Origin of the sequence: Pectinatus haikarae, assembly GCF_050916305.1 — a bacterium.
Taxonomy (GTDB): domain Bacteria; phylum Bacillota; class Negativicutes; order Selenomonadales; family Selenomonadaceae; genus Pectinatus; species Pectinatus haikarae.
This window is the reverse complement of sequence record NZ_CP116940.1, coordinates 1157150-1171668: the sequence shown is the minus strand read 5'-3', so window position 1 is coordinate 1171668 and position 14519 is coordinate 1157150. Positions and strand designations below refer to the sequence as shown.

Sequence of the window (14519 nt, the reverse complement as noted above, 5' to 3'; positions counted from 1 at the left end):
ATTAAAGTTTTGTTATTGCAAATACAGCCTTAATTTGATGTTTTTCAAAGTTAACCAATTGATATTTTACTTTGGCCGGTATAAAAAATGTATCTTCTCGTTCTAATACAAAACTTTCTTGTAGATCAGGAAGATTTATAGTAATAGGACCATCTATACAAAAAATAGCTGCATCGCCTTCATGTGAATCAATATCTGAACAGCGTGGTCCATATCCGCCGCCGTTTGGCAGAATAAATTCGCCAAAGTGCCCGTAATCATTGCTGGTAATAAATCGCATAAGCATTGGATGTTTTGTTCCGTGAACATTATTGAGCTTTTCAAAGTCACGCACACCATATACTGCTCCCGTCCGTCTTGCCTCTTTTGCATCTACGGGCCATTTTCCTATATCATCGGTACATCCCTGTCTGGAAATATCATATATTTTCTCATTCATGTTGGGCAGTTTATCGTTATTTGGCCCTTTATAAAATTTAGTTTCTTCGTCAGTAGGTATAATCGCCGGAGGGATCTCTGTACTCCAAGCCTTAGGTGTTATGAAATAAAGTATGCGTGCCTTATCATCAGAAAAATTATGACAGCAGTGCCATGCTCCTTCAGGCATAAATAACCCTTCTCCTGTTCTGAGATAGGCAAACTGTCCATTACCGCTTCTCTGTACCACAGGTCCTTGAAGGATATAATACGATTCATCGCCCGGATGTATATCAAGCGGAGCAAATACTCCACCCGGACCCAACTCATAAATTCCCAGCATAAATGTATCTGTTGATACAAGCGTAAACGTATTATCACTGGTAAATGCATTATCAGGCGGATATAATGCTGTAGAATATTCTGTTCTTTTTATCAACATAGGTTTTTTATCTTTTACTTTGAAGGGAAAATTTTCTAAAATATCTAATAATTTCGCCAATTATTACACCTCATAATTTATAATTTTTCTGCCAATCAAATTCTGACTGCAATAGCTTCTAAATTGGCTAATCCCTTAACTGCCAATTCTTCTCCTGTATCTGCAAACTTCCGCCAAATAGCGCACTGCCCATTCAGTTCTTCAAAACCTGGATCGAATGATTCTATCACGCATGGTCCTTTATACCCTATATTTTTTAGTGCAGTAAAAAACTCCTTGAACGGCACCATCCCTGTCCCCGGAATCCCACGATTGCTTTCGCATACATGCACATAGCCTAAATATTTTACTCCGCATATCTCCACAGCCTTTGTGTAGCTTTCCTCCTCTCTGATCATATGAAAGCAATCGAGATGCACTGCCATATTTCCTGTTCCCACATCCTGGCAATACTTTACGCCATCTTCTGCAATATTGATGAAATGTGTTTCAAACCTATTTACCGGCTCAACACAAATCTTCAGCTCCGGATGTACTTTAAGCGCATATTCTGCGGCCTCCTGCATCGCATTTACGGAGTGCGTCCATTCTATTTCCGTACGCGGCCTGCCGGTCAGACATCCCCAGCCCGCATAATTTACACCTCCCAATATTTTAGAACCGATAGCTCTGTTTATATCTATCAGCTTCTTTAATGAATCAATACCTTTTTTTCTTATTTGAGAATCCATCGAAATAATACTGTTATCAGCATTTAAGGTCGTACTTGTCACCGGTTCAAGTCTGGTTTTTTTCAATTCTATTATTACTTTTTCCGTAGGAAATGTTTCCGGATGAGCGATAGCAAAATCAATTGCCTTAAATCCTAAATTCTCGGCTTTCTTTATTATCCACAAATCTTTTTCAGTAAATACCTCTGTCCATATAAAGGTATCTACTCCAAATTTCATATCCATATGTCCTCCTTATAAAAGAAATTAAAAAGAAATTAAATAAGCTTATAAATAACTTTAAAGAAATGATATCACACTTTATTTCTTCTGTAAAGATGTTTTTATTTTCTTTTAACTTTCTTATTGCTTTTTTTTAACATTTGGGCTAATATGTATATAAAAATAAAAAAGGACTTGTAAATATGGCCAAGCCTATAAATTTAGAAAGACGCAATCAGATAGTTCAATATGTGCTTGCTAAATGCTCTGTGACAGTTAGTGAGTTAGCAAAAAATTTTGATGTGTCTATGGTAACAATGAGAAAAGATCTTGATTATCTTACCTCCAATAATCTCCTTGAAAAAGGACATGGAATCGTTAATATTGCAAAGAGTTATACCGAAAATAGCTTTTCCCTGAAGGAAGAAAAAAATCTCAAAGCTAAAACTCTGATAGCTAAAAAAGCAGCTGGTCTTATCAGAGAAAATAATGTTGTCTTTTTAGATTCGGGATCAACTACTTTACAACTGGCAAAAATATTGTCCGTGCGTGATGACATAATTATTGTCTCAAATTCAGCTATTATTGGTGCGAATTTATACAATGCTTCCTGCCAAATATTGATTACCGGCGGTGAATTAAGAAAAAAGAGCCTATCCTATGTTGGCCCATGGACACATATGGCTATTGAACAAATAAAAATTGATATTGCATTTTTATCCTGTAGCGGTTTTCAAGAAAAAGGTCCTTCCATTGACTCCTTCAGAGAACTCAGCATAAAACAAGATATTATAAAAAAAGCCGACACAAATATATTACTTGCAGATACATCAAAATTTCAGCGCCGAAGTCTATACCGTTATGCAGATTTTTATAATTTCAGCGCCTTTGTAACAGAAAGAGCCCTTCATGATGAAGAGCTGGAAAAATATGCTGATCTTAAAAGCATCACTATTTGTTAAGCCCATCGCATCATGCACAGATATCACCATTAACAAATAACTTGACCAAATTACAAGTATATATTAGAATATGGAAGACACAGAAACATCGCGTTTCTCTGCATCCATCATATCTATGTACTGCAATCTGCCGCGGTACAGACAGATGATCAGCAAAGGAGGTTTCAGGCTTCACCCAAAAGCATATCGCTTAGCGCTGGCTCTTGTTATTGAGAGGACGAGGAAGAGGTCGTCGAATTATTCAGCGGATGCCTCTCGGCCGTGATCCGGTCGTCAAAATCTGGCAAAACCACGGGATAACCCATGGCACAATACAGAGAATAAGGATCGGCAGATACATCTTTAATAATTATTTTATTTTGGAGGTATCTTTATGTGTGGAATTGTTGGTTATGTAGGAAGCAAACAGGCTGAACCGTTTCTCATTGACGGTTTGACCAAACTCGAATATCGCGGCTATGATTCTGCCGGAATCGCTGTTTTTGACGGCGATAAAATCAATCTGGAAAAATCAGTTGGCCGTCTTGATGCGTTAAAATCAAAAATCAAGGGACATGAACCGAAAGGCGTCATTGGCATCGGTCATACGAGATGGGCTACCCACGGTGGTCCGTCCGACATCAACGCCCATCCGCATATGGACTGCAAGGGTGACTTTGCTGTCGTCCATAACGGCATTATTGAAAATTACATGCAGCTTAAAGATGAGCTCATAGAAAAAGGCCATAAATTTTTATCCGAAACGGATACAGAAGTAGTAGTTCACTTGCTTGAAGACATATATGACGGGGATTTTGAAACTGCTGTCCGCGAAGTTCTGAAGAGGATTGAAGGTTCATACTCTCTGCTGTTCATGTCGAGAAAAGACCCTGATAAGCTTATCTGCACCAAAAAGGATAATCCGCTTATTGTCGGACTTGGTGACGGAGAAAACTTCATAGCTTCGGATATCCCGGCTATAATTGGCTATACACGCCGCAATTATATAATCAATGACGGCGAAATAGCTGTAGTAAAAAAAGATTCTATATGGATAACTAATCATGAGGGCCTGCCCGTAACGAAAAAAGTTTTTGAAGTAAATTGGAATGCAGAAGCTGCTGAAAAAGGCGGCTATGAGCACTTCATGCTCAAGGAAATATACGAACAGCCTAAAGCTGTTCGTGACACAGTAATGCCTCGTATTGCCAAGGATAATCTCAGTGTGGTGCTTGACGAATTAAAATGGAATAAAGAATACCTTGATTCCTTCCACAAAATTTTTATCGTTGCCTGCGGTACAGCTTATCATGCAGGACTCGTCGGCAAATACTATATTGAAAAACTTGCCCGCATACCTGTTGAACTAGATATAGCATCAGAATTCCGCTATCGTGATCCGATAGTTGATGAACATACGCTGGTAATAGTTATAAGCCAGTCAGGCGAAACTATTGACACCTTGGCTGCATTAAAAGAAACAAAACGACTTGGTGCAAAAACATTGGCTATTACCAATGTAGTGGGCTCTTCTATTGCTCGAGATGCGGATGAAGTCATTTATACATGGGCTGGTCCTGAAATAGCTGTTGCTTCTACAAAAGCATATACAACCCAGCTCGTGACTATGTTCCTATTGGCAATGTACATGGCCGGAATAAAAAAATGCATCTCTGCCGATCGTACCGAACAGCTTTTAAAACAACTTCGCGAACTGCCTGCTCAAATTGATAGAACACTGGAAGATACAGAACCAATCAAAACATTTGCCAAGCAATATGGCTTTAACGAGGATGTTTTCTTTATAGGCCGGTCCTTGGATTATAACGTTGCTCTTGAAGGTGCTTTAAAACTGAAAGAAATTTCTTATATTCACGCTGAAGCTTACGCTGCCGGCGAACTGAAACATGGCACGCTGGCACTTATAATTAAGGGTGTACCGGTTATAGCGCTGGCAACACAGAAAAGTGTTTATGAAAAAACCATCAGCAACATTAAGGAAATAAAAGCGCGTGATGCTGTTGTTATCGGTATTACCTCAGAAAACAATAATGATCTGATAAAATGCGTCGATCATGTGATAAAGGTTCCTGCTACCGATGAACTTTTGATCCCGCTTTTGACAGTAGTCCCTCTTCAATTGTTGGCGTATTATGCTGCTATTACCCGTGGTTGCGATGTAGATAAACCTCGCAATTTGGCAAAATCCGTAACAGTTGAGTAAATAGTTATTCGCAGGCTGCCGCAGCTGATTGCGGCAGCCTTTTCCATTTTGTATATCTTCTCATCAGCGCAGTCCATATTTACCGCTGCAATATTATTAAACTGCATATTATCAGGAGGTTTTTATGAAAGCATTTATTTTTGATATGGACGGAGTTATTATTGACAGTGAACCGATGCATAACGCGACTCTTTCAGAAATGCTGAAAGAATACAATATCACCGCAGATGAAGAATATATGTTCACACTAAGCGGCCTTAATATCAGTGCGATGTATCGTAAAGTGAAAAAAGAAAAGGGACTCTCGATCCCCGCTGATATATTTATCAATGAATACAACAGCAGAATTTTATCACATGTCCAAACAAATAAAATAGAAGCTATCAATGGTATTTACAAATTATTGCTTGATCTTAAAAAACATAATGTACCAACTGCCGTTGCGTCATCTTCTCCTATTGAATTTATCGAGGCCAATATAAGCAGACTAAACTTTAACGCATATTTTCAATTTCTGCTCAGCGGGAATGAGGTAAAGCACGGCAAACCCGCTCCTGACATTTATCTCACAGCGGCACAGCGACTTGACGTCCTGCCTCAGGAATGTATCGTTCTTGAGGATTCGCATAATGGTGTCACTGCGGCAAAGTCTGCCGGCATGACCTGTATAGGTTTCCAGAACCCCAACAGCGGCACTCAGGATATCAGCAAGGCTGATATGATCGTTGACAGTGTGACTCAAATTGACATTTCGGTTCTTTAATTTATTATTCATCACAATATATTTTATGCAAGATTGCCTTCTTTGAGTCTGCCATTTTGGCAGGCTTTTTATTTATTATCAACCAATAAGATAACTATCCCCTATCTTTTATTTACAGCAAAAAATTATATTATTTGCAATGTATATTCCAAATATTAAATTTATCTATTCGATTTTGTCTTAAATTGATTGGTACTTATCAATATGTCTTTTGATTGTATATATTTTTATTATATTCTATAATTAAAATAACTTAATTAAGCAATTTGTCAACGATGAATCTTCTGAGTGATCATTAGGAGGATGAAAATTGAATAAAGGGGAAATAAGTCCAAGAGTAAAAAGCATTATTCTTATTTTGTGCGCCCAGAAAAATTTTATGACGATAAGAGCTATCGCTGTTAAGCTATCTGTCAGTACAAAAACAGTAATACGCGATCTTCCAGAAATAGAAAAACTTATAGGAAAATATCATGCACATCTGGACAAAAAACAGGGTGTTGGCATTTGTCTGCAAGGCAGTGAAGATGTTTTAATAAGGATAAAAGCAGCATTTGACACAGCTCCGGAAAAACTTATTTATCAACCCAAAGAACGCTCTACCTTTTTAACAGCACGGCTGCTGCAAAATCAGGCTCCTATCAAACTTTTTGAACTTTCAACGGAACTCAATGTCGCTGAAAGCACCATAAGCAGTGATCTGGACAAGCTCGAAGATTGGTTTATCAAACATAAGCTTATACTCATACGCAAACCGGGGCTCGGCGTATATGTGAGCGGCTCGGAAAAAAATATACGCAAAGCTATCCTTCATTGTATTTATGAAAATATTGATGAAAAATCTTTGGTAAGTATCCTTCATGATACACTTTCCCGAAAACATGACGTAAAAAACCTGGTCGATCAATCTTCACAAAGACTTTTGAATCTTGTTGACACTCATGTCCTGCACAGGCTGGAAACCGTTCTTCGGCAAATCGAAACAAAGGATTCTTTTAAATTATCCGACAATGCCTATGTCGGTCTGCTGATTCATCTTGCACTGGCAATACAGCGTATGGGACAAAACGAAAAAATAAGTTTTGATGATTCATTTTTAAAGCAGCTTTCCGGGAAAAAAGAATTTACGATCAGCAAACAAATAGCCTTATCAATAGAAAAAATGTTCAGCATCAGTGTTCCGCGCGAAGAAATAGGATATATCGCAATGCATCTGCTCGGAACACGGAATGAATATTACACCGGCAGCACTCCTTTTATTCCCAATTTCCAGCTCGTACAGCTGGCAAAAAAAATTATAAAAACTGCTCAGGCTGAGACTGGTCAAAAGCTTGAGAATAACGAAAAACTGCTTATCGGTCTTGTAAATCATCTCGGTCCATCCATAAGCCGATTGAAAATGGGTATGGAAATACGCAATCCCCTGCTGTCCGATATAAAAAAAGATTATGCACAGCTCATGCAGCTCAGCCGCATATGCTGCACACCTTTATATAAAATAGTCGGCCCGCATATTCCTGATTCTGAAGTAGCTTATATTGCCATGCATCTTGGTGCTGCCTTAGAAGACACAAAGCACACTTCCCAGACAAAATATCATGTGGCCATAGCATGCCCGACAGGACTGGGGTCTTCTAAACTTCTTGCCTCTCGCATAAAGCATGAATTTAATAGGATCCACATCGTGGATATTATTTCTGCCCTGCGTCTTGACTCGAACAAACTTTCAAAGGAAAATATTGACTTTATTATATCCACAGTCCCTATTCCCGACGCTTCGCTTCCCGTTTTGGTAGTAAATGCTCTGCTTCGTTCCGAGGATATTCATTCCATCAATAAATTTCTTTTAGTCTGTAAGTCTTCTTCAAAAAATATACGTTCCGCTTCAAAAGAGCAGCTTCCCTTTCAGGACGCTTTATTGCAGCTTACTCACTATCAAACCGCTATCTTTGATATACTAAACAAATTTATCTTTATTGATGAAACCGGGCCAATACATGTGAATGATCTTATCAAAAAAATAGGATCTTTGCTAAGCGATGACAATGCCGATGACGCTGTTACCCAGGCAATATGGGAGAGGGAAAAATACGGCAGTACCTTTCTTTATGACCAGAAAATCATGCTTCTGCATTGCCGCGCTCCCGTGAGCTCTTCGCGTCTGTCTATTGCAAGAATAGAAAATGGTTTTTCGCACACGGATGCTTCTGTCAAGCTCACAGCTGCGGTGGCGCTGGTCATCCCGATCAACGGTTATCAGGAAAATGCCGAAACAATGGGTGCCATAACTGAGGCGATGGCCGAAAATTGGCTTTTTTCTTCCACAATAACTAATGGGACAAAAAATGATATTCTAAAAGCTTTGGAAACAATTCTAAAAAGTTTCCTGCAAAAAAAGATCAATCTATTGCTAACCTAAATTATTATTAATTTTATTAAAAATTACAAAACGGAGGTATTAACATCATGAATGAAAATGCTAAAACAAATACCATTCAGGAAAGCATTCAGGTTTTTGGCCGCTTTCTAAGCGGTATGGTAATGCCCAATATAGGTGCTTTTATTGCCTGGGGCTTGCTGACAGCTTTATTCATACCCACGGGCTGGCTGCCTAACGAATATCTTGCCAAAGCCAGCGGTCCAATGGTCCAATGGCTTATACCTTTACTGATAGGTTACAGCGGCGGACGGGCTGTATATGATCACAGAGGCGGTGTAGTAGGTGCCATAGCAACGGCTGGTGTCATCGCCGGTGCGGATATACCGATGTTTCTTGGTTCCATGATAATGGGACCTTTAGGCGGATGGGTCATCAAAAAATTTGATGATGCTTTTCAGGAAAGCATCCCTGCCGGTTTTGAAATGCTGGTCAACAATTTTTCCGCAGGTATCATCGGCGCTATACTTGCTGTGCTTGCCTATGTAGTCGTAGGTCCGATCGTGCTCGGTTTAAACAATATCCTGCGGGCTGCCGTCGAGTTTCTCGTAAATATAAACCTTATTCCTCTTGTTTCCATACTCGTTGAACCGGGAAAAATACTTTTCCTGAACAATGCGATCAATCATGGCATTTTTACACCTATAGGAATTCAAGAATCGCAAAACTTCGGTAAATCTTTATTTTTCCTGATTGAAGCAAATCCTGGTCCCGGTCTTGGTGTTCTTCTTGCTTTCTGCCTGTTTGGCAAGGGCAGTGCCAAAGGTTCTGCCCCCGGTGCCGTCATAATCCATTTTCTCGGCGGTATACATGAAATATATTTTCCTTATATCCTCATGAAACCAATGCTTCTGCTGGCTTTAATCCCTGCTGGTATGTGCGGTGTTCTGACATTGCATATCTTAAATGGCGGTCTCATAGCTCCCGCTTCTCCCGGCAGCATTTTCGCCGTTTTGGCCATGACACCAAAAGGCGCATATTTTGCCAATATAGCGGCCGTAGTAGTTGCCACAGCAGTCTCTTTCATCATAGCTTCGATCATTCTCAAATCTTCCAAAGATACTGGGGACAATACCGCACTGGAAGCTGCTAAGGCAGATATGAAATCAATGAAAAATCTTGGTAAGGCTTCAAATGAAAATAAAATTATTCCCGGCACACAAATAAAGAAAATCATCTATGCCTGCGACGCAGGAATGGGATCTTCCGCAATGGGTGCGAGCGCTCTGCGGAACAAATTCAAAAAAGCCGGCTTTACTAATATTTCCATAACTAATTGCGCCATCGAAAATATTCCTGCCGATGCCCAGATAGTCGTTTCCCATGAAAAATTGGCGGAACGGGCAGAAAAAGCATCTCCGCAGGCAGAACATATCTTCGTCACTGATTTTCTGCAGAACAATGTCTTTGATCTTTTGGCCCAGCGAATACGTCAAAATTCAGCTGCCGCTGATGTCCCCGCCGCTGTTCCAGATGACAAACCGGCTGCTTTTAACGGCAGTGTCTTGAAGATCGAAAATATCAAAATCGGCCTAAACACCGTTTCCCACGATGAAGCCATCAAAATGGCCGGACAAATCCTCGTAGACGGCGGATATGTAAATAACGACTATATTGCCGCCATGCTGCGCCGCGAAGAACAGATCAGTACCTACATCGGCAAGGGCGTCTCCATACCGCACGGTGACAGCAGCGCAAAAGGCGAAATCAAAGCTTCCGGACTTTCCGTACTGCAATTTCCGCAGGGTGTGAAATTTGGCGACGAAACAGCCTATATAGTTATCGGCATAGCCGGCATAGGCAACGAGCATTTAACTATACTTTCCAATATAGCCACTATGCTGGATGAAAATGAAAATGCCGTAACGATCCTTAAGAATGCAAAAACACCGCAGGAAATCTATGATCTATTCACGAAATAATTATTGATAAAGCTTTTCTGAGACAGATATATCTTTCTCAGGCTGATCAGAAATTAAACACAACTATTCAGGAGGAGTTCACATTGAAAGCAGTACATTTTGGTGCAGGCAATATCGGCCGTGGTTTTATAGGAGAACTGCTCCATAATTCCGGCTTTGAGATCACTTTTATCGAAGTAGACAAACACACAGTAGATTATATAAATAAAACCAACAGTTATGATGTATATATTATCAACGACAACTATCGTAAAGAAGTAATTGATAATGTTTGTGCGGTTTCCCCCATAACTGATGAGAAAAAGGCTATTGATGCAATCATTGCAGCGGATATAATAACCACGTCCGTTTGTGTCGATAATCTGCCGAAAATTGCCGGCACTTTGGCAAAAGGACTTAAGGAACGTCTTGCTAAAAGTGGAAGCAAAGTAAATATTTTATCATGCGAAAACGCATTTTACGCCACTGATATGCTGAAAAAAGCTCTGACAGAATGTAAATTCGCTTTGACGGAAGAAGAGCTTGATTCTATCGGCTGTTTTCCTAACGTAGCCGTCGACCGCATTGCATTAAGCACAGAGCAGGACGGCATTCGTATTCCGCAGATAGAGATTTCTTTTGAACTTGTCATCGAAAAAAACAAACTTAAAGATCCGTCAAGCCAACCCATCAAGGGAGCTGAATACGCTGACAATCTTGGTATGTATCTGGAAAGAAAACTTTATGTATTCAACTGCGGACATGCTACGGCAGCATATCTTGGCTATGCAAAAAAATTACCGACAATTTATGACGCGTTGAATGATAAGGCCATTTACGCTTCTGTAGTAGCTGCCATGCGCGAATCTGCTGTCATGATGACAAAGAAATTTCCTTTCACAACAGAAGAGCTGGAAACCTTCATCCAGAAAATATTGAAACGTATCTCACTTAAAGATCTGCATGATGAAGTTACCCGTGTCGGCCGTTCACCGATCAGGAAACTTGGCAGAAAAGATCGTTTGGTCGGCCCTGCCATGCTGGCTCAGGAATATGCTCTTCCTAATGAACACTTGGCAGCAGCCATCGCCGCCGGATATCACTTTGATTACGCAGAAGATGAACAGGCCGCGGAAATTCAAAATTTCATAAAAAGCAATGGCATCGAAAAAGCTGTGGAAAAATATTCTCAGCTTACAAGCAGCGATCCTTTATTTGGAAAAATAGTATCTGCTTACAATAATATATAGCAACAATTTTTATAAGAAGGCACGGCATCATTTAAACGATACCGTGCCTTTTATATTGCCCGGTATTAGCACCATCCTTTTTAGCAAAACTTTGTTTACAATAAATATTGCTTCTAAAAAAACAACGCAGTATAATTAATATATATTTTTTAATAAGTACGAAGGGATTTGATATTGTTATGATGAGCGATTCTATGCGTGAAATGCTTGATTTAAAGGAACTTGCCGAAATAGTTAACGGTGTACACAATGCCAATGCCGATGCCTATCGTGATCGTTTGCGCAAAAAAATGGATGCTATCCCAGAATATGCCTATTTGAATTCGTTGCGTATGGAAGATTTTAAAAAATTAGATGATCTGTATGCTGCTGTCAGAGAAATAAAAACTGAAAATGAACTGGAAAAAAGGATAATCCGCACACCGGAAGTTCAAAAAAGTGCTTTTCGCCGCTTATGGAAACAGCTTCCCATTACTGCCTGAATTCCTTAATATTTTGCAATAAAATTTGTCTTTTGCTTTTGTTGTCGATAAATCCCGCTACCATTTTTCAAAGCAGCGGGATTTATTTACACTAAAGCTGCAAATTAAACCTGCGCTTAATTATCCTTGTCTTTTTTTGCCTGGTCTGCCATTTTATATTTTTCTGCTTTATAAATAATCGGTCCGTGCCAATAGATAATATATCACCGGTAAGAGGGGATATTGCATCAATATAGAACTATTATTATATAAAATTAATAGTGAGGTGAATTATATGTGTAAAACAATACCTGATATAACATTGAACGACGGTTTTAAAATACCGGCAATAGGCTTCGGCACATATACATTGAAAGGTAAAAACGGCATCAAATCTATACAAGATGCTGTCAATGCAGGCTATCGCCTGCTTGATTCTGCTTTCAATTACGAAAATGAAGGCACAGTAGGACACGCTATAAAAAAATGCTTTATCGGACGAGACAAGCTGTTTGTCTGCTCCAAGCTTCCGGGACGCCGCCAAGCTTATCGGGAAGCCCTGGAAACGATCGAAGAATCTCTTTACAGAGCCGATCTCGACTACTACGATCTTTATCTTATCCATTGGCCGAATCCACGTATCGATCAATACGTGGAAGCATGGCAGGCTTTCATAGAAGCAAGAAAAAGAGGCTATATACGCTCTATAGGTGTATGCAATTTTCTTCCTGAACATATTGACCGGCTGCTTAAGGAAACTGATGTATGCCCTTGTATTAATCAAATTGAATTACACCCATACTTCAACCAAGAACTTCAGCGAAACTATAACAGCAGCCATCATATTGTCACCCAGTCATGGAGTCCTTTGGGCCGTGGCAACGCCTTACTCACAGACCCGGTCATTGCCAATATTGCCAATACACATCAAAAATCCGTATCGCAAATTATTCTCCGCTGGCATGTACAGCTCAATGCGCTGCCTATTCCAAAAGCCTCCGGCATTACTCATCAGCGTGAAAACATTGATATTTTTAATTTTCAATTATCCGATGAAGAAATGCTCCAAATTTCAGGTTTGACTCGGACTGACGGCCGCAGCTTCGCTCAGGATCCGGCTGTCTATGAGGAGTTTTAAATAATATAAGCTCTCAAAAATGGCCATTCAATTAATATGTCTTCCACATTTATCTGTTACAGCTCGTGAGCCGATTAACAAAGTAATTTAATTGATCAATTTGATAAATCGAAAAGGATTTTACGAATGAAAATGATTCAGGATTTTCTGTTTGATATTTTGGGTTCAATCATACCAGTTTTGGTAACTGTTATGCTGCTGATAGATAGTATAATCAATATATAATTTGACTTTGAGTTTTTTTCATGCACCAAATATAAAAACGGCATCTGCTGCCAGTGAAAGGTGCCGTTTTTATATTCACTGATCCTCAGTATTTACATATTCGCTTACCTTCCATAGTAAAATTTTTTTAGTTATCATATTATCAAAAATATAAAAGGAATATATCATTGAAATATCGGAAATACAATATAACCCAAAAAGCTACTGTTCTGCTAAAGCCTTTTAATCATTTTTTCAGGCACAAATCCTCCAGCAGTGTAATATTACTATTATTCGCCATATTAGCAATGCTGCTTGCCAATAGCGGCATATCCGCTGAATATCAAGCAGTATTAAATTCGTATTTTTCAATGGGCATCATCAAGTTGTCTGTCTTACATTGGGTAAATGATGGGCTGATGACAATATTTTTTTTCGTAATCGGCCTGGAGATAAAACGTGAATTTCTCTTTGGCGAGCTTAAATCTCTATCTGCTACGGTTTTGCCGATTGTGGCTGCCATAGGCGGCATGCTCGTTCCTGCGTGTATATATTATATTATCAATCAAGGTGAACCTACCTCAATAGGCTGGGGTATTCCAATGGCTACTGACATAGCGTTTTCACTGGGTATTTTATCATTGGCAGCAGGCAGTGCACCACGTAGTATAGCAATATTTTTAACTGCACTGGCAATAGTAGACGATCTGGGCGCCATTATTATAATTGCTTTATTCTACAGCACTGATATCCAAATCTCGGCACTCAGCTGCGGATTGGCCTCCTTATTGACAGCCGCCCTCTTCAGCAGATACAACTGCAAGTATATTACCATCTACCTGCTCACAGGTCTGGCAGCCTGGTTTTCCTTTTACAATGCCGGTATACATCCGACTATAGCCGGGGTTGCATTAGGCTTGATCATTCCTGCCAATGCCGCACAAGACATGAAAAAATCACTTCTGCACAGACTGGAGCACATTCTCGCTCCATGGTCAGCATGGTTTATCATGCCTGCTTTCGCTCTAGCTAATGCCGGCATAAAACTGAACTTTTCCGAAATAAACGATCTGTTTACACACGAAGGCATAGGAATATTGGCTGGCCTGGCTTTGGGCAAACCATTGGGTATATTTGGTACAGTTTTTTTATTATTTAAAACAGGCTTCATAAAAATGCCAGAATCAACCACTTACAGTCATTTTTTGGGGGCAGGTGTATTAAGCGGTATTGGCTTTACTATGTCCTTTTTTATAGCCTCGCTGGCCTTTGCAGATATTCCGGAATACCTTACAACTGCCAAATTGGGGATCATTCTGGGTTCAATTTTATCAGGACTTGCAGGTGCCTTTATATTCAAATTCATAGATTACAGAACAACGTAGCCTATTCGATTTATCTTACGCAGC

11 protein-coding genes are annotated in these 14519 nt (G+C 39.6%); 9 read left to right on the top strand and 2 right to left on the bottom strand.

Translation table 11 applies throughout. The annotated features are described in order from the left end of the window. Nucleotide 1: 1 nt before the first annotated feature. On the bottom strand, nucleotides 2-919 hold the full coding sequence (locus NXG61_RS05630; protein ID WP_196605092.1) for a cupin domain-containing protein: 918 nt from the start codon (nucleotides 917-919) through the stop codon (nucleotides 2-4). Nucleotides 920-954: 35 nt separating this feature from the next. Then, nucleotides 955-1809, bottom strand: a complete 855-nt coding sequence (locus NXG61_RS05625) for a sugar phosphate isomerase/epimerase family protein (RefSeq protein WP_196605093.1) — start codon at nucleotides 1807-1809, stop codon at nucleotides 955-957. Between the two features lie 185 nt (nucleotides 1810-1994). On the opposite strand from NXG61_RS05625, the gene NXG61_RS05620 reads away from it, so the two are divergent. From NXG61_RS05620 to nhaA, 9 genes are all read left to right on the top strand, one after another. After that, entirely contained in the window at nucleotides 1995-2753 is a 759-nt protein-coding gene (locus NXG61_RS05620) for a DeoR/GlpR family DNA-binding transcription regulator (protein ID WP_307225194.1), read from the top strand. 373 nt (nucleotides 2754-3126) lie between these two features. Then, a complete protein-coding gene (gene glmS, locus NXG61_RS05615) occupies nucleotides 3127-4956 on the top strand; it encodes a glutamine--fructose-6-phosphate transaminase (isomerizing) (RefSeq protein ID WP_196605095.1) in 1830 nt (609 codons plus the stop codon). A 124-nt stretch (nucleotides 4957-5080) separates the two neighbouring features. Next, complete coding sequence (locus tag NXG61_RS05610; protein ID WP_307225191.1) at nucleotides 5081-5719, top strand: HAD family hydrolase; 639 nt, start codon at nucleotides 5081-5083, stop codon at nucleotides 5717-5719. A 310-nt stretch (nucleotides 5720-6029) separates the two neighbouring features. Next, the gene (locus NXG61_RS05605) at nucleotides 6030-8138 is read left to right on the top strand and encodes a BglG family transcription antiterminator (RefSeq protein WP_196605097.1); all 2109 of its coding nucleotides are present in this window, start codon (nucleotides 6030-6032) and stop codon (nucleotides 8136-8138) included. 47 nt (nucleotides 8139-8185) lie between these two features. Next, the gene (locus NXG61_RS05600; protein WP_196605098.1) at nucleotides 8186-10078 is read left to right on the top strand and encodes a PTS mannitol transporter subunit IICBA; all 1893 of its coding nucleotides are present in this window, start codon (nucleotides 8186-8188) and stop codon (nucleotides 10076-10078) included. An 83-nt stretch (nucleotides 10079-10161) separates the two neighbouring features. Further along, nucleotides 10162-11307, top strand: coding sequence for a mannitol-1-phosphate 5-dehydrogenase (locus tag NXG61_RS05595; protein ID WP_196605099.1), 1146 nt, complete (start codon nucleotides 10162-10164; stop codon nucleotides 11305-11307). 179 nt (nucleotides 11308-11486) lie between these two features. After that, nucleotides 11487-11789, top strand: coding sequence for a hypothetical protein (locus tag NXG61_RS05590; RefSeq protein WP_307225187.1), 303 nt, complete (start codon nucleotides 11487-11489; stop codon nucleotides 11787-11789). Nucleotides 11790-12063: 274 nt separating this feature from the next. Then, nucleotides 12064-12906 carry an aldo/keto reductase gene (locus tag NXG61_RS05585; RefSeq protein ID WP_196605101.1) on the top strand — a complete coding sequence of 281 codons (843 nt, stop codon included), beginning with the start codon at nucleotides 12064-12066 and terminating at the stop codon, nucleotides 12904-12906. A gap of 392 nt (nucleotides 12907-13298) precedes the next feature. Next, complete coding sequence (nhaA, locus tag NXG61_RS05580) at nucleotides 13299-14495, top strand: Na+/H+ antiporter NhaA (RefSeq protein WP_307225185.1); 1197 nt, start codon at nucleotides 13299-13301, stop codon at nucleotides 14493-14495. Nucleotides 14496-14519: the final 24 nt, after the last annotated feature.

Excerpts from the sequence above, each read along its gene's own strand:
- NXG61_RS05620 (WP_307225194.1), top strand. The coding sequence starts at position 1,995 with ATGGCCAAGCCTATAAATTTAGAAAGACGCAATCAGATAGTTCAATAT.
- NXG61_RS05625 (WP_196605093.1), bottom strand. The coding sequence starts at position 1,809 with ATGAAATTTGGAGTAGATACCTTTATATGGACAGAGGTATTTACTGAA.
- NXG61_RS05610 (WP_307225191.1), top strand. The coding sequence starts at position 5,081 with ATGAAAGCATTTATTTTTGATATGGACGGAGTTATTATTGACAGTGAA.
- NXG61_RS05600 (WP_196605098.1), top strand. The coding sequence starts at position 8,186 with ATGAATGAAAATGCTAAAACAAATACCATTCAGGAAAGCATTCAGGTT.
- NXG61_RS05585 (WP_196605101.1), top strand. The coding sequence starts at position 12,064 with ATGTGTAAAACAATACCTGATATAACATTGAACGACGGTTTTAAAATA.
- NXG61_RS05590 (WP_307225187.1), top strand. The coding sequence starts at position 11,487 with ATGATGAGCGATTCTATGCGTGAAATGCTTGATTTAAAGGAACTTGCC.
- glmS (WP_196605095.1), top strand. The coding sequence starts at position 3,127 with ATGTGTGGAATTGTTGGTTATGTAGGAAGCAAACAGGCTGAACCGTTT.